25 protein-coding genes and 1 riboswitch are annotated in these 26487 nt (G+C 31.2%); of the genes, 17 read left to right on the forward strand and 8 right to left on the reverse strand.

All coding sequences use genetic code 11. The features are described 5' to 3' along the window. Nucleotides 1-202 precede the first annotated feature (202 nt). From OCU55_RS14415 to OCU55_RS14460, 10 genes are all read left to right on the forward strand, one after another. On the forward strand, nt 203-1726 hold the full coding sequence (locus OCU55_RS14415) for a DUF445 family protein (protein ID WP_261853004.1): 1524 nt from the start codon (nt 203-205) through the stop codon (nt 1724-1726). Nucleotides 1727-1882: 156 nt separating this feature from the next. After that, the gene (locus OCU55_RS14420) at nt 1883-2662 is read left to right on the forward strand and encodes a TatD family hydrolase (RefSeq protein ID WP_261853005.1); all 780 of its coding nucleotides are present in this window, start codon (nt 1883-1885) and stop codon (nt 2660-2662) included. A 309-nt stretch (nt 2663-2971) separates the two neighbouring features. After that, nucleotides 2972-3991 carry a resuscitation-promoting factor gene (locus OCU55_RS14425; protein WP_261853006.1) on the forward strand — a complete coding sequence of 340 codons (1020 nt, stop codon included), beginning with the start codon at nt 2972-2974 and terminating at the stop codon, nt 3989-3991. Between the two features lie 275 nt (nt 3992-4266). Next, complete coding sequence (rnmV, locus tag OCU55_RS14430) at nt 4267-4821, forward strand: ribonuclease M5 (RefSeq protein WP_261853007.1); 555 nt, start codon at nt 4267-4269, stop codon at nt 4819-4821. 4 nt (nt 4822-4825) lie between these two features. Beyond that, complete coding sequence (gene rsmA / locus OCU55_RS14435; protein ID WP_261853008.1) at nt 4826-5677, forward strand: 16S rRNA (adenine(1518)-N(6)/adenine(1519)-N(6))-dimethyltransferase RsmA; 852 nt, start codon at nt 4826-4828, stop codon at nt 5675-5677. A gap of 258 nt (nt 5678-5935) precedes the next feature. Further along, the gene (locus OCU55_RS14440; protein ID WP_261853009.1) at nt 5936-7255 is read left to right on the forward strand and encodes a DUF7922 domain-containing protein; all 1320 of its coding nucleotides are present in this window, start codon (nt 5936-5938) and stop codon (nt 7253-7255) included. 141 nt (nt 7256-7396) lie between these two features. After that, the gene (locus OCU55_RS14445; RefSeq protein WP_261853010.1) at nt 7397-7981 is read left to right on the forward strand and encodes a hypothetical protein; all 585 of its coding nucleotides are present in this window, start codon (nt 7397-7399) and stop codon (nt 7979-7981) included. A gap of 174 nt (nt 7982-8155) precedes the next feature. Then, entirely contained in the window at nt 8156-8989 is an 834-nt protein-coding gene (locus OCU55_RS14450; protein WP_261853011.1) for a YhfM domain-containing protein, read from the forward strand. A gap of 17 nt (nt 8990-9006) precedes the next feature. Further along, nucleotides 9007-9849 (forward strand): Mrp/NBP35 family ATP-binding protein, encoded by an 843-nt coding sequence (locus OCU55_RS14455; RefSeq protein WP_261853012.1) that lies wholly within the window; start codon nt 9007-9009, stop codon nt 9847-9849. A gap of 187 nt (nt 9850-10036) precedes the next feature. Then, nucleotides 10037-10225: a ferredoxin gene (locus tag OCU55_RS14460; protein ID WP_261853013.1), complete on the forward strand. Its 189-nt coding sequence runs from the start codon at nt 10037-10039 to the stop codon at nt 10223-10225. Nucleotides 10226-10452: 227 nt separating this feature from the next. Here OCU55_RS14460 and OCU55_RS14465 read toward each other — a convergent pair whose 3' ends face one another. The 5 genes from OCU55_RS14465 to OCU55_RS14485 form a co-directional block, all read right to left on the reverse strand. Further along, a complete protein-coding gene (locus OCU55_RS14465; protein ID WP_261853014.1) occupies nt 10453-10743 on the reverse strand; it encodes an MTH1187 family thiamine-binding protein in 291 nt (96 codons plus the stop codon). Between the two features lie 12 nt (nt 10744-10755). Further along, a complete protein-coding gene (gene thiT / locus OCU55_RS14470) occupies nt 10756-11460 on the reverse strand; it encodes an energy-coupled thiamine transporter ThiT (RefSeq protein ID WP_261853015.1) in 705 nt (234 codons plus the stop codon). A 77-nt stretch (nt 11461-11537) separates the two neighbouring features. Then, nucleotides 11538-11639: riboswitch (TPP riboswitch) on the reverse strand. A gap of 29 nt (nt 11640-11668) precedes the next feature. Continuing rightward, nucleotides 11669-11878 (reverse strand): hypothetical protein, encoded by a 210-nt coding sequence (locus OCU55_RS14475; RefSeq protein ID WP_200270093.1) that lies wholly within the window; start codon nt 11876-11878, stop codon nt 11669-11671. A 453-nt stretch (nt 11879-12331) separates the two neighbouring features. Continuing rightward, nucleotides 12332-12784: a PadR family transcriptional regulator gene (locus OCU55_RS14480; protein WP_261853016.1), complete on the reverse strand. Its 453-nt coding sequence runs from the start codon at nt 12782-12784 to the stop codon at nt 12332-12334. Nucleotides 12785-12792: 8 nt separating this feature from the next. Then, nucleotides 12793-13635, reverse strand: coding sequence for a DegV family protein (locus OCU55_RS14485; RefSeq protein ID WP_261853017.1), 843 nt, complete (start codon nt 13633-13635; stop codon nt 12793-12795). Between the two features lie 253 nt (nt 13636-13888). Between OCU55_RS14485 and OCU55_RS14490 the strand changes: the two genes are divergently transcribed. Beyond that, nucleotides 13889-15001, forward strand: a complete 1113-nt coding sequence (locus OCU55_RS14490; protein WP_261853018.1) for a sensor domain-containing diguanylate cyclase — start codon at nt 13889-13891, stop codon at nt 14999-15001. A gap of 267 nt (nt 15002-15268) precedes the next feature. On the opposite strand, the gene OCU55_RS14495 is transcribed toward OCU55_RS14490, so the two are convergent. Further along, nucleotides 15269-16297: a DUF3048 domain-containing protein gene (locus tag OCU55_RS14495; RefSeq protein ID WP_261853019.1), complete on the reverse strand. Its 1029-nt coding sequence runs from the start codon at nt 16295-16297 to the stop codon at nt 15269-15271. 308 nt (nt 16298-16605) lie between these two features. On the opposite strand from OCU55_RS14495, the gene OCU55_RS14500 reads away from it, so the two are divergent. The 4 genes from OCU55_RS14500 to nrdG all read left to right on the forward strand — a co-directional run bounded on the left by OCU55_RS14500 (nt 16606) and on the right by nrdG (nt 21162). Then, on the forward strand, nt 16606-18726 hold the full coding sequence (locus OCU55_RS14500; protein ID WP_261853020.1) for an anaerobic ribonucleoside triphosphate reductase: 2121 nt from the start codon (nt 16606-16608) through the stop codon (nt 18724-18726). 284 nt (nt 18727-19010) lie between these two features. Next, the gene (locus OCU55_RS14505) at nt 19011-19751 is read left to right on the forward strand and encodes an NADPH-dependent oxidoreductase (protein WP_261853021.1); all 741 of its coding nucleotides are present in this window, start codon (nt 19011-19013) and stop codon (nt 19749-19751) included. A gap of 222 nt (nt 19752-19973) precedes the next feature. Then, the gene (locus tag OCU55_RS14510; RefSeq protein WP_261853022.1) at nt 19974-20621 is read left to right on the forward strand and encodes an HD domain-containing protein; all 648 of its coding nucleotides are present in this window, start codon (nt 19974-19976) and stop codon (nt 20619-20621) included. A 31-nt stretch (nt 20622-20652) separates the two neighbouring features. Then, nucleotides 20653-21162, forward strand: coding sequence for an anaerobic ribonucleoside-triphosphate reductase activating protein (gene nrdG, locus OCU55_RS14515; RefSeq protein ID WP_261853023.1), 510 nt, complete (start codon nt 20653-20655; stop codon nt 21160-21162). 231 nt (nt 21163-21393) lie between these two features. Here nrdG and OCU55_RS14520 read toward each other — a convergent pair whose 3' ends face one another. Beyond that, the gene (locus OCU55_RS14520; protein ID WP_261853024.1) at nt 21394-22293 is read right to left on the reverse strand and encodes an alpha/beta fold hydrolase; all 900 of its coding nucleotides are present in this window, start codon (nt 22291-22293) and stop codon (nt 21394-21396) included. A 279-nt stretch (nt 22294-22572) separates the two neighbouring features. On the opposite strand from OCU55_RS14520, the gene OCU55_RS14525 reads away from it, so the two are divergent. Further along, nucleotides 22573-23400 (forward strand): VanW family protein, encoded by an 828-nt coding sequence (locus OCU55_RS14525; protein ID WP_261853025.1) that lies wholly within the window; start codon nt 22573-22575, stop codon nt 23398-23400. Between the two features lie 170 nt (nt 23401-23570). Beyond that, nucleotides 23571-25055, forward strand: coding sequence for a leucyl aminopeptidase (locus tag OCU55_RS14530; protein WP_261853026.1), 1485 nt, complete (start codon nt 23571-23573; stop codon nt 25053-25055). A 159-nt stretch (nt 25056-25214) separates the two neighbouring features. Here OCU55_RS14530 and OCU55_RS14535 read toward each other — a convergent pair whose 3' ends face one another. Next, nucleotides 25215-26360: a DUF5667 domain-containing protein gene (locus tag OCU55_RS14535; protein ID WP_261853027.1), complete on the reverse strand. Its 1146-nt coding sequence runs from the start codon at nt 26358-26360 to the stop codon at nt 25215-25217. Between the last annotated feature and the right edge of the window lie 127 nt (nt 26361-26487).

Consider the following 26487-nt stretch of genomic DNA (forward strand, 5'->3'; position numbering starts at 1 on the left):
TATTATATGTAAAACTTAATTCATCTAAATATGAAACACTTCAATCCGAAATCTATTTTCAAAACTCCTCTGGTTTCTGAGAGGAGAATTTGAAAATATAAATTTAATTATGAAGTGGTACATCTATATATTATAGATATTATATCTAAAGTAATATACATATACAACTTCAATTCATAAGTTCTAGTAAGGGAGGATTAATATGAAGTATTTTTTTGGAGTTTTAATAGGAGCTATAATTGGATATATAACAAACTGGGTAGCTATAAAGATGCTTTTCAGACCACACTATGAGAAAAGGTTATTTGGTATTAAGTTGCCTTTTACACCAGGACTTATACCTAAGGAGAAAGCGAGGATTTCTAAAAGTGTTGGTGAAACTGTTGGAAATCATCTTCTTACTAATGACGTTATGATCAGTGCTTTAAGCAATGATAATATAAAAAAACACTTGAAGAACATGATTGAAAAAAAGATAGGCACTGCTAAGGATTTGGATAAAAGTCTAGATGAAGTTCTAGAAAATAAGATTGGAGAGTACTACAAAAAACTAAAGATTAGACTTCAAGTTAAAGCATCGAGTTATGCTATTAGCAAAGTTAGAAATGAAGAATTTATAGATTCAGTGTCTAAATTGATTATGAATAAAATTAATATAACCTTGTTAGAAAAACCTGATAAGCTAAAAGAATTATTTTCAGGAAATGGATTCTGCAATAACGTACTTAATGACATACCGAAATCAATAGATAAATCTAAAATTGCCCAATGCATTAATCAAAATATTAATAAATCATTAGAGGATTTGGTTAGTGAAAGTATGAAGATAGAAGATATTATTCCGTTAGAGGTATTATCTTCAATAAATACATATATTTATAATGAAAGAAATGCTATTTCTAAGCAGTTGCTATCTATACTTAGGGAAGATAAAGTAGAGGAAAAGGTTAAAGAGGCAATAAAAAATAATGTTTTGTCTGGAATGAGTCCATTAGTGTCAATGTTTTTAAATGTAGATTCAGTTTATGATAAGTTTTTGCTAGCTATAGATGGTTATCTTGAAAATGATGAGAATAAGATTTTACTAGTTACATATTTAGGAACGGTGATTATTAACTTTGGGAAGAAGCAAGTTAAAGATGTACTTGATGAGATCCCTCAAGAGTCCAGAGAAAGTTTAACAGAAATATTATCAGCATCAGCAGTGGAAAAGTTAATAACTACTGACATATTAGAAGAAGGATTAAAGCTAATTCTAGATAAGATAGATAGCTTTGAATCGTATCATCACATATTAATACTTTTAGCTGAAAATTATGAGGACAGAATAGAAAAATACATAAAAAGTACTATTAAAACACTTGTAATTAGTGGGATGTTTGAAGAAAAGATAAAAAGTGCTATAGATATTCTTATCAAAGAAATATCTAATACTTCAATAACAAAATTACTATCTAATTATGATGGAAGTGTTAATGATAAATTAGATAAGTTAATAGAAAACATATATGATAAGTTTATTAATGAAGAGGGGGCTAATATTATACATATAATTGATATCCCCAAAATTGTAGAAGATCAAATCAATTCCTTCGATGTAGATTATGCTGAAAAAATAATATTGGATATAGCAAGCAAGGAGCTTTCTGCTATTACATGGTTGGGGGCACTTTTAGGTGGAATATTAGGAGTTTTATCACCTATACTTGCAAGTATAGGAAGTTAATACAAAATATGTATATATAACTATAAGTGTGGCAATAATTAGGTATAAGGTAATTTTATATATGCGTGAATTGATGGAATAATTTGAAAACTTAGTTTGACAGCTTATACATCATATGTAATAATTTATATATTAAATTTTGAGAGGTGGCTATTTATGGATGACTTCGCATTTAACATATTTGATACCCATGCGCATTATGATGATAAATCCTTTGATGAAGATAGAGAAAAGGTTATAACCGATATTAAACACAACGGTGTAATCGGAGTGCTTAACTGTGGATCCTCATTATACGGTGCTGAAATGTCAGTTAAGCTATCGGAACAATATGACATTTTTTATGCTGCAGTAGGGATACATCCAGAAAATGCTGATGAATTTAATGAAAGTAGTTTTGAAAGAATAAAGGAATTAGCTAAGAATAAAAAGGTAAAGGCTATAGGAGAGATAGGACTAGATTATTATTGGGAAGAGAATCCTACAAGAGAAGTTCAAAAGAATGTTTTTAGAGCGCATATGAGGTTGGCTGAAAATCTTGGATTACCAGTTGTAATACACGATAGAGAGGCACATGGAGACACATTAGAAATTATGAAGGAATTTCCTAACGTAAAAGGAATAGTACACTGTTTTTCTGGTAGTGTAGAATTTGCTAAGGATTGTTTGAAACTTGGATACTACATTGGATTTACTGGAGTAGTTACGTTTAAGAATGCTAAGAAGATATTAGAAGTTGCTAAGGAGGTACCCTTAGATAGGATGTTAGTTGAAACAGACTGTCCTTATATGGCACCAGTACCTTTTAGAGGAAAAAGAAATCAATCAGATTATATCAGATATATTGTTGGAAAGTTAGCAGAGATAAAGGGATTAGAACCTAAAGAAATAAATGATCAATTTATAAAAAATATTAAACAGTTGCTAAAACTATAGTCATAGGGTAAAATATATTTTATAGTTTTACATATTATGGGAACAGAAAATAATAATAGTAGTAATAACTAAAAGATGAATTTAATATATATATAAAGTAATAAACTTGGGCCATTTATCTGTAAATACTCCCCAAAGTGACTGTTTCCTCACTAATGCTCTCATTTTATTTAATTATTATTTACTTTAAAATATGCAGATGGTGCATTTTTAGACAGTCAACAAAAAAAGCAAGAGGCTAAAATTTGACAAAAATCGATATTTTAAGTTATAATGCTACAGACGCTCTTGCCAAAGGAGGGAAAATAAATGGTAGAAAAAATGAAAATCAATCTAAGAAAGATTTTTTCTAATGGTCCTAAGGCAAAAATCGTGTTGGGGCTTGTTATTGCAACAGGCTTGGTTATAGTGATATGCAACATGAGAAAGACTGTAATAGTTAGTATAGACGGCAATGAACAGACATTAACGACATTTAAAGGGACTGTTAAAGGGGCATTACACGATAACGGTATAGTTCTAGGCCCTAAGGACAAAATTCAACCATCTTTAGATCAATCTGTGAAGAGTAATATAAAGATTAATATAAAAAAGGCAGTTGATGTAGAGGTTGCGGTTGATGGAAAAGAGCTAAAGATACAAACCGCTGAAGGTAACGTAAATGAAATGTTGAGTGCTGAAGGGATACAACTTGAAGAATACGACAAGATATCTCCAGCAGTAAACGCCCAAATAACAGCAGGAATGAAAATAGAAGTTGTAAGAGTGGAGTCTAAGGTCGTAAAGGAAAGTCAACAGTTGGATTATAGTACTGTTGTCAATAATGATGACAATTTAGACAGAAGCGTTGTAAAGACGGTTCAGGAAGGTCTTCCTGGAGAAAAAGAAGTTACTTATAGAGTTATCGTTGAAAATGGCAAAGAGGTAAGTAAAAAAGTAGTAGCTGAAAAAGTGGTAAAAGATCCTCAGAATAAAGTAGTTGTTAAGGGTACTATGAATACTCTTGCGCTGTCTAGAGGAGATTCGATAGCTTATAAGAAAAAACTTTCAGTGGTAGCAACTGCTTATGCTGGAGGTGGAAGCACAGCTACAGGCAACACACCTAAGAGAAATGCAAATGGAACTAGTACTATTGCGGTAGACCCAAGGGTAATTCCTTTAGGAACAAAGGTTTACATACCTGGTTATGGGTTTGCTGTTGCACATGATACTGGCGGTGCAATTAAAAATAATAGGGTAGATCTTTATATGAATTCAAGTAGTGATGCAAATTCGTGGGGTGTAAGAAACGTAGATGTTTATATTATTGCTTATCCCGGTCAAGGATAATGAAAAAATAGAGATAACGGCTAGTTATCTCTATTTTCTTTTGTTGGTAATTTAGATATATTATATATTTTAAGCTAAACTATATAAGTCATATAGTTTTAGTAAGGTTTAAATAATTTTAATTTAGCCGCTACTCCAGTGTTCTAACTCATAATATATTTATCATTAATGATTGATTGAATAGATAACTTACATAAAAGATTCTATAAAGTTGACAGAAGCGGTGTAACTAGTTAAATTAAGATTATGATTTAAAAAGGAAAGGAAGTCTTTTTGTGATAAAAGAAGTTATTGTGGTTGAGGGAAGAGATGATGTTACTGCTGTAAAAAAAGCTGTAGATGCTGAAGTTATAGCAGTAGGCGGATTTGGAATAAACGGTAAGATTATAAATAGAATTAGAGAAGCACAGAAAAGACAAGGTGTAATAGTGCTAACTGACCCGGACTTTGCTGGTGAAAAGATAAGAAGAATAATCTCTAAAAGAGTAGAAGGAATAAAACATGCTTATATAGCAAGAGAAGATGGAACAAAGGATGGAGACGTTGGTGTAGAGAATGCTATACCAGAGGTTATAATAAGAGCTTTAACTGAGGCGAAGGCTAATCAAAAGGAAAAGAGAGAAGAGTTTAGCATTCAAGATCTTTTTTATTTTAAATTGGTTGGTGATGGAGATGCTAAAAATAGAAGAGCGCTTTTAGGCAAAGAGCTTAGTATTGGATATGGAAATGGGAACCAGCTGCTTTCCAGATTAAATAATTATGGAATAACTAAAGAAGAATTTGTGGAAGCTATGAAAAAGGTTGATAAAAAGCTAAGTATAGGAGAATGATTTTATGGATATAAAAGATATAAAGACGCAAGAATTAGTGAAAAAGTATAATTTTAAATTTACTAAAAGTTTAGGACAAAACTTTCTTGTAGATGATTCGGTATTACAGGATATTGTTGATGGAGCTGAAATAAATGAGGATGATTTAGTTATAGAAATCGGGCCAGGAGTTGGCACTCTAACAGTAGAGCTTCTTAAAAAAGCAAAAAAGGTAATAGCAATAGAGCTAGATGATGAGCTAGTACCGATATTACAAAATGAACTTGGAGATAACCCAAAGTTTCAGTTAATTCATAAAGATGCATTAAAAGTTGATTTTAATGAGTTAATAGGTGAAGAGAAGAGCGTAAAACTCGTAGCAAATCTTCCATATTACGTTACTACTCCAATTATCGTAAGGCTTTTAAACGAAAGGTACAACTTTAAATCGCTAACAATAATGATCCAGAAAGAGGTTGCAGAAAGAATAAATTCAGAACCTAATTGTAAAGAATATGGTTCTATATCTGTTCTGGTACAATACTATTGTGATACAAGGATAGTAAGATATGTTTCACCTAGTTGCTTTATTCCAAGACCAAAGGTTGAGTCAATAGTTATAAGATTAGATAGACTTGAAAAACCTAGAGTAGATGTTAAAAGTCAAAAATTATTTTTTGATGTAGTAAGAGGTTCATTTAATATGAGAAGAAAGACCTTATGGAATACTGTTAAAAGTGTAGGCCTTTCAAAAGAACATATGGAGAAGGCATTCGAAAATAGTGGAATAGATCCTAAAAGAAGAGGTGAAACGCTAAGTGTTGCTGAATTTGCTGCTCTTAGTGATTCTATATATGAAGAAAAAAACAATAGTTAAGAGCTATGTGTACATAAAAATGTTTAATTAAGCTTTTAGTATGTTAACACTAATAAATAAAACTTATTCGCCTGCCAAGTTTTCCTCATATACATTCGGAAAGGCAGATGCGCAAAAAACTCGCTGAAAAGGATGGTTTCAGCGAGTTTTTTATTTTTAAAATAAAATGGGACAACTGTATAGAAGCCTTTTCAATCATATTATAAGACTTTACACATATAATATAAGGAATAAATATAATGTGGAGGGACTATTAAGTTGTCACACGGAAAATTATATAGGAGTTTTATTATACTTCAAGAAGATGAAAGAGGTCATTCTGTATCATCTGATAAGCCTTTGTCAGGGTATGCAAAGATTGAGGCTAAAAATGATAAATGCAAGATAACCTTCTATGCGCAGAACTTAAAAAAAGATAATGGCAAGTTGTGCATGATCCTTATCTGTTCAAAGAAAGATAATAAGCAATTAATAAACCTAGGTCCTGTGAACATATCTGAACAAGGTAAGGCTGAGACAAGTTGTGAATATTTAGCGAATGATGTCGGTGGGGCAGGGATATTATTTGATAAAGTCTCAGGAGCAGCCCTTGCTAAAGAATTGGATGGAAAGCTAACCTTCGTACTTGGGGGATTTATGAATGGTGAGACACCAAGTGATGATTGGAAAACTTACAAATTAATCAATGCAAAGATTAAGACTGAAATTAAAGTAGAAGAAAAGGTAGAAGTAAAAGAAAGTAGTAAAGATGAGCATCATCATAAAGATGAGCATAAAAAAATGGAGTACGAGCAAGATAAAAAAGTCAAAGTGGAGATTAAAGAGGAAGTAAAAGAAAAGAGAGAAGAAGCACTTCAGCAACCAATTGTGGAAGAAATTAAAGAGAATCCTAGAAAACCAGAAGAAGTTCCACAAGAAGATAAGGTAGTTGTTGAACAAGCTGATAAAAAGGTAGAGGTAGAACAAGAAATAAATAGAGTTGAAGACGAAACTCCTGCTAGTATAGTGGAAGATGAGACTGTAGAGAGTTACCTAGACAAAATAAATGATAGAGAAGAAGAAAAGGAAGATCCTAAGGATCATAAGTTTGATGAATATGAAAGATCAATTGTTGATGTAAAAGAAAGAGATAAAGATGTAGATGTAGAAAATAGCTTCGAGATAAGAGGTAGTATAGGAGAGTTCTTCCAAGGTGTTGTTCAGGACTTTGAAGAAGTTGGTGGATTCAGAGACATAAAGTACTGTAAGTGGTACAAGGTTCCAGTAAAAGATTTAGACGTTATGTGCAACATATCTAACTACAATAAGTACACAGTAGTATATTATCCTATGATAAATTATTATCCATACATTAAAAAACATGGGTACTTTATGATTGGATTTAAATGTGATGATGAAGGCAGAGTTAAATACTTGGTTTATGCAGTGCCTGGAACTAAAGATAAGTTAGAACAACCATATGGAGGTAAGTCAGGCTTTGTAACTTGGATGCCTCATTCTAAGAAGGGTAAGGATTATGGTTATTGGCTAATGTTCTATGATTTTAAAAATTCAATGATAGTTGTACCAATGAAATAGAATCAAGGTGGTGTAGTTTGATAGACTGTTTATAATAAATAAGTATAAATAGTTTATCTTTTCACCACCTTAATTTTGTAATAAAAGGCTTGTACTTATAATATACTAAAGTATAAAATGCTATATTACAGGGGGTAAAAAGTGAAAGCGTTTATGAACAAAAAGCAATTGGGAGTTATGCTAATTCTCATAAGTCTTATGGCAGTACTTTTTGTAGTCCAAATAGGGTTTAATGATAGATTGAGGATAGTATCTTTAATGAACAGTAATATAACTGATTTCAAGCAATACTCAATAAATGACGGGAAGTATCAGTATAAATTGCCTAGCGAGTGGATTGCAGAACAGAAATCTTATCCAGGAAATTATATAATTTACTCCAATAACTTTAAAAATGATGAATTAGGGGTCATGGGCTATGCTCAGATATTAAATTCAAAAGAAAACTTGGACAAGATATCCGGAGAAGACAAAGCTAGATTAAATAATGATAAGATATTAGACTATAAGATAGTAAGTACAAAGATAAAAGATAAAGAATGTAGAAAGATTGAATATAAGGAAAAACTAAATCAAGGAAAACTAGTATACCACAATACATACTATGTTAGTGAAGCTAACGGAATAGTTTTCAAGGTGGATTTTAGCATAGGTCAAGATAAATATAAAGAAAGTCTAAATTCTGTATTTGATGCTATCGTAGAGAGTTTTATACAGAATAAATAATGTAACGATATAAATTAATAGTTGAGTTAGGAACCCTATAGTATTATAATTTAAGTTAGAGTAAGGTAGGAGAAGTATAAAGCTTCTCCTTTATGTATTGTTCTTAGTTTGAGAATGAATTAAAAAAATGAGTTTAGTTATAATTATTATATCTATAAGGGAGTTTGGTACAAAGTGAATAGTAGAAAAAGCATTATTTTATTAGTGATATTTGTTTTAGTGTCAACGTTATTTGTATCATGCAGTGTAACTGAAGCAATACAAAGCAAGATTGGAAGTAAAAATAAGGATTTTGAATATATAAAGCAAAATAAAGTTGATAAAATAGTGATACAAAGCACTAGAGATACTGGGTTTAGATTTGTTGTAACAGATAAGAGTACTATATCAGAGATATATGATTTGTTATCCTCTGCAAAATCAGTAAGTGAAAAGTCTACTCTTGAACCAGATTATGTATTTGAGATGCAAATGGGAAAAGAAGTGAAGAAGTTTAATTATGTAGTTGGTATATATGACAAGAAAACTGGCAATTTTTACGATGATAAGTCTATATACGTAGTACCAAAGCGATTAGATAACGATATAATACAAAACTTATCTTTTATCAGAAAACCTAGAGAATTTGAGAATGTTTATTATTCTTCTATATTAGAGGTTATAAAAAAGAACAAAGATGGGTTGATGAAGGATAATGGTAGTATAGGTATAGATATTTCTGATGATAGAGATTGTGCACAGTACATATTATCGACTGATTTGGAGCAATTCAAAAGAGATATAAAATCTATACTTCCAAATGGTCAGTTGGTAGATAAAAACTCAGATAAGTTCAATATAATAATAAGCGTTAAAAATCAAGGATATAAGACTAAAACATTTAAAACTATAGTAACTATAACAAATAAGAAAGATAATTCTCAAACTAATTACTATGTAGATTGTAAGTATGATGATTTTAATGCATGGCAAATAAACATATTAGATAAAAAGCCAGATAGCTGGTAAAAATAGGAGGTACTACAATGGGAGATTGTTCAACATGTTCAAGTAAAGATAAATGTTCAAGTGCTAAAAGCGGTACAAATGTATGTGTTAAGGTTATGCCTAAATACGGCAATATTAAAAATATAATTGGTGTTATAAGTGGAAAAGGTGGAGTAGGAAAATCTACTGTTACTGGTATAATGGCTACTCATTTGAGAAAGAAAGGTTATAAAGTTGGAGTGTTAGATGCAGATATAACAGGTCCATCAATGCCAAGATTCTTTGGTATCAATGAAAAGAGAGCACAAATGATACCGATAGATGATAATAACAATTTTAAGTTTATTCCTGTTGAAACAGAGATGGGAATAAAGGTAATATCAATGAATTTGCTTACAGCTGAAGAAGCACAGCCTGTTATATGGAGAGGACCTGTAGTAACCGGAGTTCTAAATCAGATGTACACTGATACTATGTGGGATGATTTAGACTACTTGTTGATAGATATGCCGCCAGGAACTGGTGATATAGCTCTTACAGTAATGCAAAGTTTTCCTATATCAGAAATTATAGTCGTGTCAACTCCTCAAGATATGGTTTCAATGATTGTTAAGAAGGTTGTTATCATGGCTGAAAAGGTTGGAGTACAAATAAGAGGCGTTGTAGAAAACATGTCTTACATAGAATGTGATGGATGTGGTACAAAAATGAGGGTATTTTCCAAAAAATCTGCAGAAGAGCATGCAGAGTACTTAGGTCTACCACTCATATGTGAGTTACCAATAAATGTTGATTTAACTGAGGCTTTAGAAGAGGGAAAAGCAGAAAGTTATGTAGCAGATAATGCTTTATATGAAATGTTGTTTGCAGGACTATATTAAAAGATTTCGGTACAAAGAATTAACATTAAGTTAAGTACTACCAGTACCAATCTTTACTTATAATGTTTTATCAGTAAGTTAATTATTTAAAGCTTCAAGTTTCATTGTTAAATTATCATTTAATAGACATAAAATGAAACCCTTAGGAGATAATATAGATGTTAATTATTTTTGAGGAGGAAGTTATATGAGAGCAGAAGTAGATAAAGATACTTGTATTGGATGTGGACTTTGTCCATCTATTTGCCCAGAGGTATTTGATATGGAGGATGATGGAAAAGCTGCTGCAGTAAATCCTGATGTTCCTAATGGAGCGGAGGATTCAGCTAAGGAAGCTGAAGAAAGTTGTCCTGTAAATGCAATATCAGTAGAATAATTACTATATTGAAAAAGCAGTGCTTTTTAGCACTGCTTTTTTATTCTTTAGGAGCTTATGACTAAATTATATCTGTGGATAAATATGAGTAGCAACTTAATATATAATGTGATTTAAAGAATAAAAAGATAAGAATTTATAGCCTGTAAGATTCTTCACTACGTTCAGAAAAGGCAGATGCGCAAAAAAATCACTGAAGAAAGTCACTTCAGCGATTTTTTACTTTACTACCTATGATTCTTTAGTTTTTCATCAATTGAAATACCACCATATCTTTCATCAAATCTAACTACAGTTACTACCCGTTCTATCCCTAGGTCAAATGGTATTTTGTGAGCCTTTTTTACTACTTCAAATACTTTCTCGAACTCACCTTCAATGGTTGTACTCATGGCACCAACTTCATATTTTAATCCTGATTTTTCTATATACTCAATTACCTTATCTACTACTTTATACATTTCATCTTCACTTACACATGGAATTAAGGGCATTACTGCAATGTCTGCTATAACCATATTAACACCTCACTAATATGAACTTAGAGAAGCTTGTTTAACGAGTCTTTCAACTGGTAGGAAATAAAGTATTATAACACATATGATTGCCTCTGCGCCCATTATTAATCCATTAACAGTTAAGGAGTAAATCCATACAGATGTACCAGCAGGTGCATATTCACCAAAGAATACAACTCCAGATATAAAGTGGCATATAAACCTTCCGAAGATTGCAATAATGCATGCTAGCAATTTAGTGTTTGCACCTAGAATTTTGCTGTTTTTAAAGAAACCTGATAAACCAAGAGCAGTGAAAGCTAAAGGATAATCAAATAATAATTGTATCGGATGAACAATATAAGGATCAGTAAGAAGATTTATTAAACCGTATAAAAATCCAGTTAGAAGTCCAACAGATGGACCATATATTAGACCAATAAGTACTATAGGAATCATACTACCAGGAGTAACACTCCCACCTTGAGGAAAGTGATATAATTTAAGTGCTTGTAGAATAGTAGCTAGAGCAAGTGCTAAAGCAATTCTTGCTATAAGCTTTGCATCAAATTTAATTTTCCTTGAGGCTGCAAAAACTCCTATCAATATAGCACAACCTAATAATGCTATAACATTCATAGGATTTGTAAAGATATCTACTACATTTTTTGGTAAACTGCCGAATTTAGCTAGTCCATCAAAAAAATCTTTGATAATTTGATTAAAATAATTAATCATAAGATCCCCCTTTTAGTGTTTAAGGAGCGAAAAGCGAGAGTAAAAAAACCGCATTCCAGAAGTGGAATACGGTTGATATACTATCAATAACGCTTTCCTACGCTGGTATTATCCAGATCAGGTATGAGGGTTAATGAATAAAATCATCTCTCAGCCTTAAGGCACCCCTAGCACACTGTTTTAATTTACCATTATTATACTGCAAGTTTTAGAAAAAATCAATTTGTTTATTACTATTAGCCTTATCATGAGAGAAAGAATTTGTATCAACAGAGTTTCTCATTGTTATAGGTATATCAACTGTATCACCAACTTTAACATTTTGAGAGAGTCTAGATACATCTAAATCTATAGTGCTGCCATCTTCTAAAGATATGAAAGCATCGGTTTTGTTCATGTCTAAAACTTTTCCTTTCAAAATATCACCTCTTTACCAAGTTTATATAAAATAAAAAACTACTTTTTATAAACACTAGTCTTTACTTTTAATAAATATTTATACTGAAAAAATCGCTAAAGTGATTTTCCTCAGTGATTTTTTGCGTATATACCTTTTCTTAAGTATAGTGAAGAATCTTACAAGCGAAACAATATTCTTTTTCGCTATTTAAAATATACTATGTTTTAAGTCTGTTACACATATTTCTCCAAAGATCTAATTGGAGTATAAGTTTCTAAAGAATAAAAAAAAGTAAGACTTATATAAGCCTTACTTTAATATTTTGACGAAAAATCAGTACATAAAGGTGATATTCTAATTCTATAGAGTTCCTAGCTCAACTATTAATTTATACATGCCCGAAAATCCCCAAAAGCCAGGATTTTTGAACAAGTATAAATTAAGCTTCGCATAGGGGCTCTTTAAATACTCCTAGTATAAATCAGAATAAATTATTTTAAATACATCTAATGCTTCTTCTATCTTAATTTTTAGCAGAGATTTTCTGTTATCAAATTCTTTGAAACCTTTATCCGTAAGAGTGTAAACTTTCATGAATTTTTTCTTAGGATCATCCCATTCGCCTAATACAAGATCTTCTTTTTCAAACTTCTTTAGTAAAGGATATATTCCGCCAGTGCTAGGAACCCATAAACCATTAGTTCTTTCTCCTATTTTATGAGATATATCATTTCCATTTGTAGGACCTAAACTTAATGTATAAAGAACATAAATTGGAAGTAGACCTTTAGTAAGTACTTGTCCTACGGCCTCTTTTTCCTTTTGAACTTTTTTTAGCTCGTTGAGCTTTTGCTTATATTCATCATACAGGCGTTTTTCTTCAGCTTTTATATCTTCTATGTTACTAAATTTAAATTCGTCCACTATAATGACTATTCCCTTTGGATAGCAAGGCCTAAGAGTCCAGGTCCGGTATGTACCCCTAATGCTGGCCCGATAGTTGAGATGCTTATATGAGTTATATTTGGTAAATCCTTTACAACTTCAAAGAAAGCTTTTGCCTCATCCAATGCACCGCCTTGTAGTACCCAAACCTTACATTTAGCGATGCTTAGATTTTCATCTAATATTTCTCTTAGTTTACCTATAGCTTGTTTTCTACCTCTTGCCTTAGAATGAGTGAAATAAACACCGTCATCATTTATGGAAATTACGGGCTTTATGTTTAACATCTCGCCTATGGTTCCAGAAACCTTCCCAATTCTTCCACCTTTCTTTAAGTAATCTAAGGTGTTAAGCGTAAAATAACCATCAGTTTTTTCTCTAAGTTTTGGTAGAACTTCAATTATCTCTTCAAAAGTGCTACCTGATTCTATCATTTCAGCAGCGACTAAAGCTATAGAGCCCTGAGGCATACTTAATGTTTTTGAATCAAAGATATAGGTTTTTAGATTTGGATGATTCTCAGCTATTATTCTTAAACTATTTGCAGTACCAGAAAGTCCTGATGATATACTTATAGATATAGCATGTGTATATCCTTGAGCTTCTATTTGGTTCAAGATGTTTTCTATAAATTGTCCATCAGGAAGTGATGTTTTTGGTATTTCTTTTTCAAGAGATAGATATAAATCTTCTGGACTTATCTCTAGCCTGTCTAAATAATCATTGTCTTTATATATAATTCTTAATGGTAAGAAAAAAATATTATATTTATTTAAAATCTCAGTATCTAAATCACAGCCGCTATCAGTAATTAAAGCTATTTTTTGCAAGGTATATTCCTCCTCAAATCTATTATGATTAAATTATATCACAAGTGATAACTATATCAATACTGATATAGTTGAAGAAAAAAATTTGATTCTTTGAAGCTTATATATATATTATTTTGAATAAGTATTAAATTATTCAATCAGATATTTAAAAAAATTAAAAAATTAATTATAATTATAGTGGCAGATTGTACTTAAATATAATTTTAAGTTTTTAATATTGAGTCTATTTTTTATTTTTGGGGTGAAGATTTTGAAAAAGGATTTTCTGATATATATAGTATTATCTTTTCAATTATTTTTTATAATATTTCTTATAATAAGAAATATTGTGCTGAGAAATAATATTATGCAGATAGAGATAATAAAAAAAGAAATATATAGTATGGGGAAAAAGATAAGTACTACTGATAGTCGAAGTTTAGTTTATGAAATTATGCTAGACTCAGCAATGTCTATAATTAGTAAAGCAAATAGAGGCAGTGTTCTAGTATTAGAGGAAGATAACTATTTTCACTATAGAGCTATTAAAGGATATCCTACAGATCTACTGAACATGAAGATAAAAAGAGAAGATGTGTATCTTTATAAGTATAACAAACTAGCGGATATTTGTATTCTTAAAATGCCGTTTAATGACAAAGATGATTTATTTAATGACAATATTTCAGGTAAGATTCAGCTACTAGAGAAGGGTCCTAATATCAAAAGTGTTTTGTTTTCACCTATTTATGTAGACAATAAGGTTGTGGCTATAGTGAATTTAGATAGTACAGCAGCTGATGCATTGTTTAACAAAGGTGATATCAGTAAAATGAAGTACATAAATCATGAATTGGAGCTTGCACTAAAAAATTTCTTGTCTCAAGAGCAGCTTAGATATATAGCAACTCATGATGAACTCACGAATCTTTACAATAGAAGGAGTTTCAAAGATTATTTTAGTAGAGAAATTTTAGAGATGCAAAGAAAAAAACACATATCTCATGTAGCTCTTATCGATTTAGATGACTTTAAGTTTATAAATGATAATTATGGCCATAGTGAGGGAGACAAGGCACTTATAATAATGTCAGAAGCTTTAAGGATTAATTTGAATCATAATGATCTCTATGCAAGAATGTCAGGGGATGAATTTGTAATACTTTTTAGAAATAGTACACTGGAGCAGGCTATAGAGAAAATCATGATCATAAAAGATTATTTACTAAGGAACTGTACTGCAAAGAATCATATAGACTTTAGTTACGGATTAGTTCAGATAGATGGTATAAATAATTTAAGTATAGATGAAATTCTGTGTATAGCGGATAAAAATATGTATAAAGACAAAAGAGAGAGAAAGTGCAAGAATGAGTGCACATAACCAGTTTTATAGATTTAGAAGTGTTTCAAAGCAGTAAAAGGATAGTGCTTGTATTTATAGTAGAAAAGGTTGACGAATATGTAACTCGTCAACCTTTTTTTACTTTATAGGGAAGTAAAAAAGATTTATGTTAGCTGAAACTATAGCTTTCAATGGCTTTACAAGCTTTTGAATATACATTGAAAAATAAAACTTATTCGCCTACCAACTTTTACTCATATATGTTTGGAGAGGAAGGTACTCAAAAAAGTCGCTTTATGGATTTTTTTAATTATATTTTGGTGTGACTGAGTTATCAATTATGTGCCATATTGTGTTACCTTTAGCTAGATAAACTTTATTACCATCTTCGGTAGTCAGCTCGGTTTGAGAATTAGAAGAACCTCTTGACCAACGGATCTTTTCAACTTTACCATTAGAGAATAAATACCCAGTTCCTTTTCCTATCATATTTATATCTAAATGTAGGTTATCAGATTGCACTTTTATAGGGGTTTGTTGTACAACTATATTGGTAAAGGACAGAGATAAATTATTATTTTTATCTATAGCTTTCACATTATCCATGTACTTTTCATATTTACCATTAACAAACTTATAATTAGTTGTATAGAAATTATTTAGTTTGAAGTTTACTACAGTTGCATTAGTTAAATCTTCTTTTTTCCAAAAAGAATTATCAAAAGAAAGATTAGAAACCATATCTGTTTTCATATTGCTAGAGGTTATATATTTACGTATCTTATCAGCAGAAGTATATAGGTTATGAGGAGCTTTTCTAGAATTATCTCTATAAAAATATGAACCGTTGACTATTTCATTTATACTTTTTATATCAGGGTTCGTTTTTATAGTTAATAAAGCTTCAGCGCTTCCTCCGCAATGGGCGAAAGGTAGGTTATATTCCTCAGCAATAGATAAGAAGTAAGGTCTGGCACTTCTTATAGGACCAATCTGTTTAGGCGTGTTCTTGTGAAATAATGCTATAAATCTTGGTATTCCACCTTCGGCCATAGTCTCAAATACAATATCTGCTTCACTCAATCCACTTTGAGGCCTTGCATCCTTTGAGTTTTCAATTATCGCCATAAAAGGAATGTTGGATTTTTCTGCTTCTGTCAAATCCTCACCGGTATACCAACAATCATTTGTAACAGCATTGTTGTTTGATATGTCAATTACAGGTGGAGATTCTCTTTTGAAAGGTTTAGTTGAGCTAGATTTTGTATCTGTGTAACTGCAACCAACTATAGAAATACATAATAACAAGGGTATAATAAAAGTGATTTTCTTCATGAATTCACCTCCTCAATTTAATGTGTTTAGCATATAAGCTTGTACATTATATTTAAATATATATGCGACAACCTATTAATATTATTAAACTTTAGACGAAAATCAAAAATAGTAAGATTAATTTGCCAGTATTTTCTTAAATACTCCTAATGTCAACATTAGAAATACTGTAAAAAAGTTTAAAAATAGGAGATATAATGACGTATACTTTGCTATTATTAAGATAAAGTTTAATTTAGAATTGCCTTTAAATTTCTAGTGAAGTATAATAAGTCAGTACAAGATATAGTGTAATGGGGGTCGTCGATGTGCTAGATGTTGTGAAGCGCGATGGAAGAAGGGTTAGCTTCAATGCTCAAAAGATAGGGAAAGCTATTAAGGGAGCAGCAGAAGAAATTGGTCAAAGTTTAAAAGAAAGTCAAGTAATTGATACAATTCAAAAGGTAATCAATTATATTGAAATGTCTGGAAAATCAAATGTTACAGTAGAAGAAATTCAAAACTTAGTTGAAAAGGCCTTAAGTGATAATGGATTTAAGAATATAGCGCAAGCATATTCAACTTACAGAAATGAAAGAACTAAAGTTAGAGAAATAAAATCAGACTTGATGAGAGCAATAGGAAAAATTGGAATTGAAACTGATAGAGATAATGCAAATGTAGGGAATAATTTCTCATCAAAGCTACTTAGAATAGCTTCAGAATCTAATAAGTGGCATAATCTTGCCTCAATGCCGAAGCATTTGGCAAAAGCTCATGAAAATGGGGATGTTTATTATCATGATTTAGATAGCTATAATTTGACTACAAACTGCTTACATATACCAACCAAAGAAATATTGGAAAATGGTTTTAACACTGGATATGGAACAATTAATAATCCAAGAAGAATAGAAACAGCAGCAGAACTTTCTTGCATATTACTTCAGTCAACTCAAAATGACATGTTTGGAGGACAATCGCATCCTGATTTTGATAATGACATGTCAATATTTGTTGAACCAACTAGGCAAGAAATAAAAGAAGAGCTCATGGAATATGGAATAGAAGGAGAAAAACTTGAGAAGCTTGTAGACTCTAAACTTAGAGAAAGAGTTCATCAAGCTATGCAAGGTGTTGTATATAACTTAAATACAATGCATTCTCGTGCAGGTTCTCAGGTGCCGTTTTCATCTATAAATCTAGGTATTCCTTATAATGAAGATGCTGCGCTTGTATGTGAGATATTCTTACTTGAATATGAAAAGGGGTTAGGTAAAGGAGAACAGCCTATATTCCCTAACATAATTTTTAGAGTTAAAGAAGGAGTGAATAGGGAAAAAGAAGATCCTTATTTCTATCTTTTTGAATTAGCATGTAGAGTAGCTGCTAAAAGAATGAATCCTACATTTATGAACATAGATGCAGATTTTAATAAAGAGTATTACGATAAGGGATATATGCCTGCAACAATGGGATGTAGAACATATCTTATGAATAATATAAATGGTGATCATGGTTGTAAGGGAAGAGGTAATATTGCTCCTACAACAATAAATCTACCAAGAATAGGACTACAAGCAAAAGGAAACGTTGATAAATTCTTCGAAATACTGCAAAGTAAAATGGAACTTGCTAAGGAATCTTTAATGCATAGATACTCAGTTCTTAAGAACTTAAGAGTGAAAGATCTTCCATTTGTAGCAGGTCAAGGACTTATGAAGGGATCAGAGGGCTTAAGTCCAGATGATAATATTGAACCAATTTTAAAACAAGGAACTTGGGTTTTAGGATTTATAGGACTTGCTGAAACTTTAATTGCATTAGTTGGAAAGCATCATGGCGAAGATGAAGCTACAAGAGAATTAGGTATTAAGATAGTATCATATATCAGAGAATATACTGATAGGCTAAAAGAGGAGACTCATCTTAATTGGAGTTGCTACGCTACTCCAGCAGAAGGATTAAGCGGAAAGTTCATAAAGCAAGACCAAAAGATATTTGGAATAGTTAAAGGAGTTACTGATAAGGAGTATTACACTAACAGCTATCATGTGCCAGTGGGGTATCCAATATCAATAATAGACAAGATAAAGATAGAAGCACCATACCATAAGATTTGTAATGGTGGACATATATCATATCTTGAAGTAGATGGAACTCCTGATGGAGAAGCTATAATGAATATACTTAACTATGCATATAAGAATACTAACATTAGTTACTTGGGTATAAACTTCCATATAAGGTATTGTAAGAACTGTGGAACCTATTTAAATAACGGTGAATCAAAATGCACTTGTTGTGGAAGTCATGATATACAAGGTGTTTCAAGAGTTACTGGCTACTTAAGCCTTGATGAAAGATTTGGTCCAGGAAAGTATGAAGAGAGAGAAGACAGAGTAACTCATACTGAAAATCATAAGCATAATTACTTTATAGAAAAGTAGTGGCTTTGATATAGAGGTTATAGAAAAACGAATATTTGCAAGTTTTAATTAATAGAAAGACCAGGCATATACCTAAGTGTATGCTTGGCTTTTATTTTTTTGGAAACTTATATTTATTTTAAAACAGCAATTTTTTATTCTTTAGAAAATCATAATTCTTTATGAACTAGATTACATAAATATTTTAATTTGTGAAATTATAATATTAGGATAGATTGTTTACAATTTAATTTTATTGATATATAATGTTAGTAGATAATTATTATTAAAGAAGAGGTGTAAAAATGAATGAAACTATAAATTTAATAAAACAACATAGATCAATAAGACAGTACTTGGATAAGGATATATCACAAGAATTAGTTGATGAAGTACTTAAAGCTGCTCAAGCTATGCCAAATTCTATCAATGGGCAACAAACATCAATTATAGTAGTTAGAGATAAGGAAAAGAAAAAGAAACTCTCTGAAGTAACTGGTAATCAAGTATATGTTGACAAAGCACCAGTATTTTTAGTATTTGTAATGGACTTTTATAAAACTAATATAGGTGCTGAGAAGTATGGGAGAAAGCAAGTTATCCATGAAAGTGTTGAAGGCACTGCAGCAGGTGTATTTGATGCTGGTATAGCTATGGGAGCAGCTATAATAGCAGCTGAATCATTGGGGCTATCAGTAGTTCCTATTGGGGGTATAAGAAGAAATCCAGAAGAGGTTATAGAGCTTTTGGAACTACCTGAGTTTACTTACCCAGTATGCGGATTGGTTCTAGGGTATGCAGAAAATCAATCTAAGCAAAAACCTAGATTACCATTTGAGACATTTAAGCATGTAGATAGATACCATAAAGAAGTATTAAAGACTAAGATAGATGAGTATGATGAATATATGGAAAAATATCTTAAGGAAATAGGAAGAGAGCAAGAAGGCAATTGGAGTGATTTAACTTCTTCTTTATATCAAACTGTCTATTATCCTAAGGTTAAGGATACCATGGCTCAACAAGGATTTAAGAATGATAAATAGTATTAGGTAAGTAACTAAATAGAAAAAGATATAGGAAAAATCCTATATCTTTTTCTATTTATAAATTATTTATATGTTGACATGTGATTTAATTATTAATATATATTATAATTTATTATGAAAGAATGGTTCATGTTTGCAATCTTAATATCATTAACGTTAGAATTAATAACAAGAATTCTTACAGCATACAATATTGCCTAATTAAAATGGAGGTAAGTAATGACAGAGATAATACAAAAAACAGCAGAGATGCTAGAAAAAAAGTTCAGTGGTGAAGGTAGTGGCCATGATTGGTGGCATATATATAGAGTTTGGCAAAATGCTAAAAATATAGCGGCTTTTGAGAAATGCGATAAAGACATTGTTGAGTTGGCTGCATTGCTACATGATATCGCTGATTGGAAGTTTAATGATGGAGATGAAAAGGCAGGGAGTAGAGCTGCCAAGCAATGGCTTGAAGAGTTGAGTGTAGATTCGGATACTATAGTTGAAGTATGTTACATTATAGATAATGTAACCTTCAAAGGAGCAAAGGTTGTTGGACAGATGGATTCTATTGAAGGAATGATAGTTCAAGATGCAGATAGATTAGATGCTGTAGGGGCTATTGGAATAGGCAGAGCTTTTGCTTATGGGGGTTTTAAAGGAAGAGAAATGTACAATCCAAATGTAAGATATGAAATGCACGATAGCTTTGAGGGTTATAAGAACAGTGAGAGTAATACTATAAATCATTTTTACGAGAAGCTTCTTCTGTTAAAAGATATGATGAATACAGAACGAGGGAAAGTACTAGCAGAGGAAAGACATAAGTTTATGCAGCTATTTTTAGATCAATTTTACAAAGAGTGGAATGGAGAGCTATAGGGCTCAAAAAAGTTGAGGTGTTGATTTAGTAATGGAAGATAAAATGATAAGACTTTCAGGTATAATACATGAAAGTTTAGTAAATGGTCCAGGAATAAGAAGAGTTTTCTTTTCTCAGGGATGTAAACATAAATGTAAGGAGTGTTTTAATCCAGAAACCCATAGCTTTGATGGTGGAGAGTTAAGAAACATGGATGAACTTATTGAGGAACTTAAGAGTAATCCAATAATAAGCGGTGTAACCTTTAGTGGTGGTGATCCTTTTGAACAAGCAGATAAGTTTTCTTATATGGCGCAGAGAATAAAAGCTCTAGGCCTTAATATATGGTGCTATACAGGTTATAAGTTTGAGTACATATTAAACAACCTAAAAGATAATGAAGCTTGGGAGAAGCTTATAAATAATATAGATGTATTGGTTGATGGAAGGTTTGAGATAACATTAAGAGATGAAAGTATAAAGTATAGAGGTTCATCGAATCAACGAGTTATAGATGTTAAGAGTTCACTAAGTGGTGGTGAAATCATAACTTTATATTAGCATAACTAAATAATCTGGTCTTTACTGTAAAGACCAGTATAAAGCTTTTATGCCGATTAAAGCTAGATAGTTCAATGCTTTCAGAAGCTTTTTATAGCTATACAGTAAAAAAATAAATCATATTCGCCTGCCAGAATTTCTACACATACGTTCAGAAAATGCAGATGCGCAAAAAAAAGGTTCACTGAAGAAGGTCGCTTCAGTGAACCTTTTTTACTGTTATATATTGTATTAGCTTGACATAAACGACATCAGTTCATTTGCAAATAAATCTTCTGATTCAGCAAAAGGCATATGACCACAATTAGATATTATAGATAATTTGCTGTCCTTGATTTCATTATTAAAGGTATAGGCGTTGTCTACAGGTAGAACATTATCTTTTGCACCCCAAATTATTAAGGTTTTAGCATGTATATCCTTTAATCTATCCTTTAAGTTATCGATAGATTTACAATTATTCAATAACTTTTGTACTGTACTACTATCCAGTTGTCTATTATAGAATAGATTTTTTTCAAAGTTGTCATAGTTGATATATTTAGGATTACTAAAATTGAGACTATACATAGCAAGCTGAGGAAAATAAGTTAGCATACCTTCTTTTATTATAAACTTTGGAGGATTTATATGAATATGCTCTCCAAGACCAGTGCTATCTACTAGTATAAGTTTATCAATAGAATCTTGATGGTTAAGTGCCATCAATAGTGCGATGCCCCCACCCATTGAGTGGCCTAATACTGAAAATTTCTTGTATCCTAGATTATTCATTAGGTCTTTGCATAACTTAGCAACAGTATTTGTATTATAATCTAAGTCTTCTCTTTTATCTGATAATCCAAAGCCTATTAAATCTACTGAAACTACCCTATATTTGTCTGATAGCCTTTTGGCTAAATTACTAAAATCATCGGAGGATGAGAATAATCCATGTATTAATAATATTGGTGGGTTACTTTGGTTTCCAGTGATTTTATAATTTATATTTACATTATCTATTTTTGCAATGTTATTTGGTGTTACTTCAAGAGAATTATCAATTATGAATGTTTGAAGATAATTTATGGCAAGAATTAATATAAGCGATAATATAATAATTAAACTAGCTGATTTTAGACGACGTTTCATTGAGTATCCTCCTGACTGATAATTAAAAGTGAAAGTTCTTATATAGGTACTATACTATATTATAGTTTATTAATACATTAAGCTCTCAGTATATAAATGTATTATAAACTAATTATACCAAATTTATATGATATAGTTAAATAATCGGCTAAGGAGGATATAAGCTTAAAAGTGGTTGGAACAAAATGTAAAGTGGTGTATGATTAGAATAACAGAACTTTTTCTGAGATGATACGTATTAATTATTATAAGTATGATAAAGAGAGGTTATAAATCAAAATGGGTAGAAGATTATTTTGTGAGATTAGTCCTTTAACATATAAGATTTCTGTAGCTAAAGAACAGAGTAAGAGATATCTTAAGTGGTGGTTTGGAGGAGAAACATATGCAAAGGAAAGAAGTAGTAGTAAGCTTCCGGTATTGCTATATTCACATAATTCACTAATAAGAAGAAAGCTTGGTAATGTTGAACAAAGATTACAAGAGAATAAGGCAGTTAACTTAATGCTGACAACTTCAAAAATTGATGGGGTTTTAATAAAACCAGGTGAGACATTTTCCTTTTGGAAGCTTGCTGGTAGATGTACTAAATCAAAAGGGTATCTGGAAGGACTTACAATAAATAATAGTGGGACAAGTAGTGGAGTAGGCGGAGGGATGTGTCAATTTACTAATTTGATACATTGGATGGTCCTTCATAGTGATCTTACCATTGTAGAGCATCATCATCATAATGAATTCGATCTATTCCCAGACTACAATAGAGCACTTCCTTTTGGAACCGGTACATCTATAGTATACAACTACCTTGATTATCAAGTTAAAAATAACACTAAAAATACTTATCAAATAATAACATATACTACAGATACTCACTTATGTGGAGAGTTAAGATGTCTTCATGAGCAACAATATTCGTATCATATAGTTGAAAAAGAAGCGTGCTTTTCTATAGAAGGTAATGATTATTATAGGAATAACAAAGTATTTAGAAGAATAATTAATAAAATTGATGGTAACATAATTGAAGAGAGATTACTAATAAAAAATCATTCAAAGGTCATGTATGATAGTAAGTATATAGATAAAGAATTAATTAAACGATAAAATTATTTTATATTAATATATGCTGTGGCTATCTATAATTATCTATTTATGGTATATTATTAAGTAATAATGATTCAATATAGATAATTATAATAATTCTAATTATAATTAAGGAAGAAAATTTTGTATTAAAAAAATAAGATTATTATCAAGAAAGAGGTGTATAAGTAATGAATATTGGATTTAAAAAATTTGGATGCACTGATGGAGAGGCAGCTATAATTTCTCTTTTTGAAGATAGATTACAGACTCCTAATAGTGATGTAAATACTATATTAGAATATGCTAAAAACAAAGGAAGCTTTTTAGGAAAATTCGGTGAAATATATAATTTCGTCAGAACTATAGATGGTAAAACTCAGGATATGGTTTTAGTTGGTCTTGGCAAAGAAGAGGATATCGATGGAGAAAAAATTAGAAGAGCTGTAGGGAAAGCTTTAAAAAAGGCTACAGAACTAAAAAATAAAAAAATATTCATGAGACTTATAGATACAGATAAGGTTGAATTAAACTTAGTTGTAAAAGCTATGGTTGAGGGTGCTGGGCTAAGCTCATATAAATTTAATAAGTACAAGAGTGAAAAGAATGATGATAAAGACCAAAGAGAATTCGAATTCTCAATTGGAAGTCCAAACATAGATGATATTAAAGCATTAGATGTAGATAAATTTATAGGAGAAGCTAAGATACTTGTAGAAACAACAATATTAGCAAGAGATCTTGTAAATGAGCCTGCAAACACAATTTATCCTGAAACTTTAGCTGAAGAAGCTGTAAAGGCTGGGGTTAAATATGGATTTGAGACTGAGGTTCTTGAAAAAGAACAAATATGTGATTTGAAAATGGATGCTTTTTTATCTGTAGCTAGAGGTTCAAAGAAAAAGCCAAGACTTATTGTAATGAGATATTTCGGAAATGATCAAAATAAAAATGATATTCTTGGACTAGTTGGAAAAGGACTAACTTATGATTCAGGTGGATACTCATTAAAACCAAATGATGGAATGGTGACAATGAAGTCAGATATGGGCGGTGCTGCTGCAGTTATAGGCGCAATAAGTGCAATAGCAAAACTTAAGCTTAAAATTAATGTAATTGCTGTGGTAGCTGCATGTGAAAATATGATTTCTGGAAAAGCTTATAAACCTGGTGATATAATTGGGTCTATGGCTGGAAAAACAATAGAAGTTTTAAATACTGATGCAGAAGGAAGACTAACTTTAGCTGATGCAGTTACTTATATAATAAGAAAAGAAAATGTAACTGAAGTTATAGATTTAGCAACTCTTACTGGGGCTGCTTTAGTAGCCCTTGGGACTACAACCACTGCAGTTGTAACTAATAATGATAGTTTCTATGAAGAACTAGTTAAAGCTTCTAAGGTATCAGGAGAGAAGGTTTGGCAACTGCCTGCATTTGATGACTATAAAAAATTGATAAAGTCTGATATTGCTGATCTTAAGAATATAGGGGGAAGAAATGCAGGAACAATAACTGCAGGCCTTTTCATAGGAGAATTCGTGGAAGATAAGCCATGGCTTCATCTTGATATAGCAGGAACTGCATGGACTGATGCTGCAGATGATTACTCTATTAAGGGTGGAACTGGTGCTGGAGTAAGAACACTATTTGAATTAGCAAAGGCTAGGGCTTAGTAAAAAAGGTGTAAAATGTAAAAAACTCGCTGAAGTTATCTTCTTCAACGAGTTTTTTATATGAGCGTATTTGTATAATTATTTTTGTGTATTTGTGCATTTGTGCATTTGCAGAATTACCTTGGTAGTTAATATTAATTAATTTTACTTTATTGGTATTTAATTATCTTCTCTGTTTTTGTCTTTTTCATTTGAATGTTCAGTTTTTTTTACCTCTTGATCTGAATCCTTAGTTTCTTTCTTTTCACTGGATACTTTTTTTTCGCTATCTTCTTTTTTCTTCACCTCAGTAGTGGAACTTTCCTTGGTATTAGTTGTTTTTTTAGCTGCTGCAGTAGGTGCTTGAGTAGCTGAAGTAGAACCAATTGCTACATTGGAGGATCCTTCAGTGTTTGCACTACTATTTGAAGATTCTGATTCTGTAGATGGTTCAGTAGTTACTTTATCATCTGAATTAGGTTCTTTAGAGGTAGCATCAGATCCTTTACCTACTTTTGCCTGATGTACAACTAATTGTTTATTTGCTTTAGCTGTTTCAAGAGCAGTTTGTTTTTGTGTAAATGCTTCATTAGCTACATTTAATGTTTCCTGAGCTTTAGCTATTGCACTAGAATCACCAGATTTAGTAGCATCCTTTAGAGCTTTGTTAGCTTCATTTACTTGCTTTCTAGCAGTGTTAAGATCATGTATAGCAGATACCATTTGCTTAACTGCTTCTTTCTTTTGCTTTTGCATTTCAACTACTGCAGATAACTTATCTTGTTCTTCTTGAGGAAGCTGGTCTTTTATTGAATCAAGAATTTCAATAGAATCTGTATTAGTATTTTCAATAGATTTAGTTGTTGAATCAATTGCAGCTATTTCTTTGTCTAGTTCTGATGTACTACCAGCGGTAGTAGTATTGTCAGAAGTTGTAGTATCTGAATCAGTAATAGGTTTGCTAACATTAGTATCAGTAATAATTTTAGCTGTCTCTGTTTGGGTTTGTGAAGTTGCATATTCTAAACCTTCTAGAGCTATTGGAACTAGGTTTTTCTTATCTTTTTCTACTAGTGTTTGTATTTCCCCTAGTCTTTCTTTTTGAATTTCTAGTAATTTTTCTATTTTTTTATTAGGATCTTTCGTGAATCTTAGTTGGATATTTTCTATAGCCTTATCTAAAGGATAGAATATGCTGTTTGGTGTTAATCCAGCGTAAGATTTGTAATCCGTAGTCTTGTTAGTTGTAGTATCTGCTGCAAAAGCTGGAACAGAAAACGATAATGAAAACATTAATGATAATGCTAAGACATATTTTTTCTTCATGAGTAATCCTCCTCGTAATTTCAAATTAATATTATTTAAGACTAAGTTCTGATATAATCAATGTTTTGCTAGCAATTAGCCTTGCATATTAATCTACGACATATAAAAAAGCTTTAGGGGGGTAAGT

This window comes from Clostridium folliculivorans, from assembly GCF_024341905.1.
GTDB classification, from domain to species: domain Bacteria; phylum Bacillota; class Clostridia; order Clostridiales; family Clostridiaceae; genus Clostridium_AR; species Clostridium_AR folliculivorans.

Coding starts and splice junctions, on each gene's coding strand:
- nrdG (WP_261853023.1), top strand. CDS start 20,653: ATGGAAGATAAAATGATAAGACTTTCAGGTATAATACATGAAAGTTTA.
- thiT (WP_261853015.1), bottom strand. CDS start 11,460: ATGATTAATTATTTTAATCAAATTATCAAAGATTTTTTTGATGGACTA.
- OCU55_RS14455 (WP_261853012.1), top strand. CDS start 9,007: ATGGGAGATTGTTCAACATGTTCAAGTAAAGATAAATGTTCAAGTGCT.
- OCU55_RS14425 (WP_261853006.1), top strand. CDS start 2,972: ATGGTAGAAAAAATGAAAATCAATCTAAGAAAGATTTTTTCTAATGGT.
- OCU55_RS14465 (WP_261853014.1), bottom strand. CDS start 10,743: ATGGTTATAGCAGACATTGCAGTAATGCCCTTAATTCCATGTGTAAGT.
- OCU55_RS14530 (WP_261853026.1), top strand. CDS start 23,571: ATGAATATTGGATTTAAAAAATTTGGATGCACTGATGGAGAGGCAGCT.
- OCU55_RS14510 (WP_261853022.1), top strand. CDS start 19,974: ATGACAGAGATAATACAAAAAACAGCAGAGATGCTAGAAAAAAAGTTC.
- OCU55_RS14520 (WP_261853024.1), bottom strand. CDS start 22,293: ATGAAACGTCGTCTAAAATCAGCTAGTTTAATTATTATATTATCGCTT.
- OCU55_RS14460 (WP_261853013.1), top strand. CDS start 10,037: ATGAGAGCAGAAGTAGATAAAGATACTTGTATTGGATGTGGACTTTGT.
- OCU55_RS14420 (WP_261853005.1), top strand. CDS start 1,883: ATGGATGACTTCGCATTTAACATATTTGATACCCATGCGCATTATGAT.
- OCU55_RS14415 (WP_261853004.1), top strand. CDS start 203: ATGAAGTATTTTTTTGGAGTTTTAATAGGAGCTATAATTGGATATATA.
- OCU55_RS14495 (WP_261853019.1), bottom strand. CDS start 16,297: ATGAAGAAAATCACTTTTATTATACCCTTGTTATTATGTATTTCTATA.
- OCU55_RS14505 (WP_261853021.1), top strand. CDS start 19,011: ATGAATGAAACTATAAATTTAATAAAACAACATAGATCAATAAGACAG.
- OCU55_RS14525 (WP_261853025.1), top strand. CDS start 22,573: ATGGGTAGAAGATTATTTTGTGAGATTAGTCCTTTAACATATAAGATT.
- rsmA (WP_261853008.1), top strand. CDS start 4,826: ATGGATATAAAAGATATAAAGACGCAAGAATTAGTGAAAAAGTATAAT.
- OCU55_RS14535 (WP_261853027.1), bottom strand. CDS start 26,360: ATGAAGAAAAAATATGTCTTAGCATTATCATTAATGTTTTCATTATCG.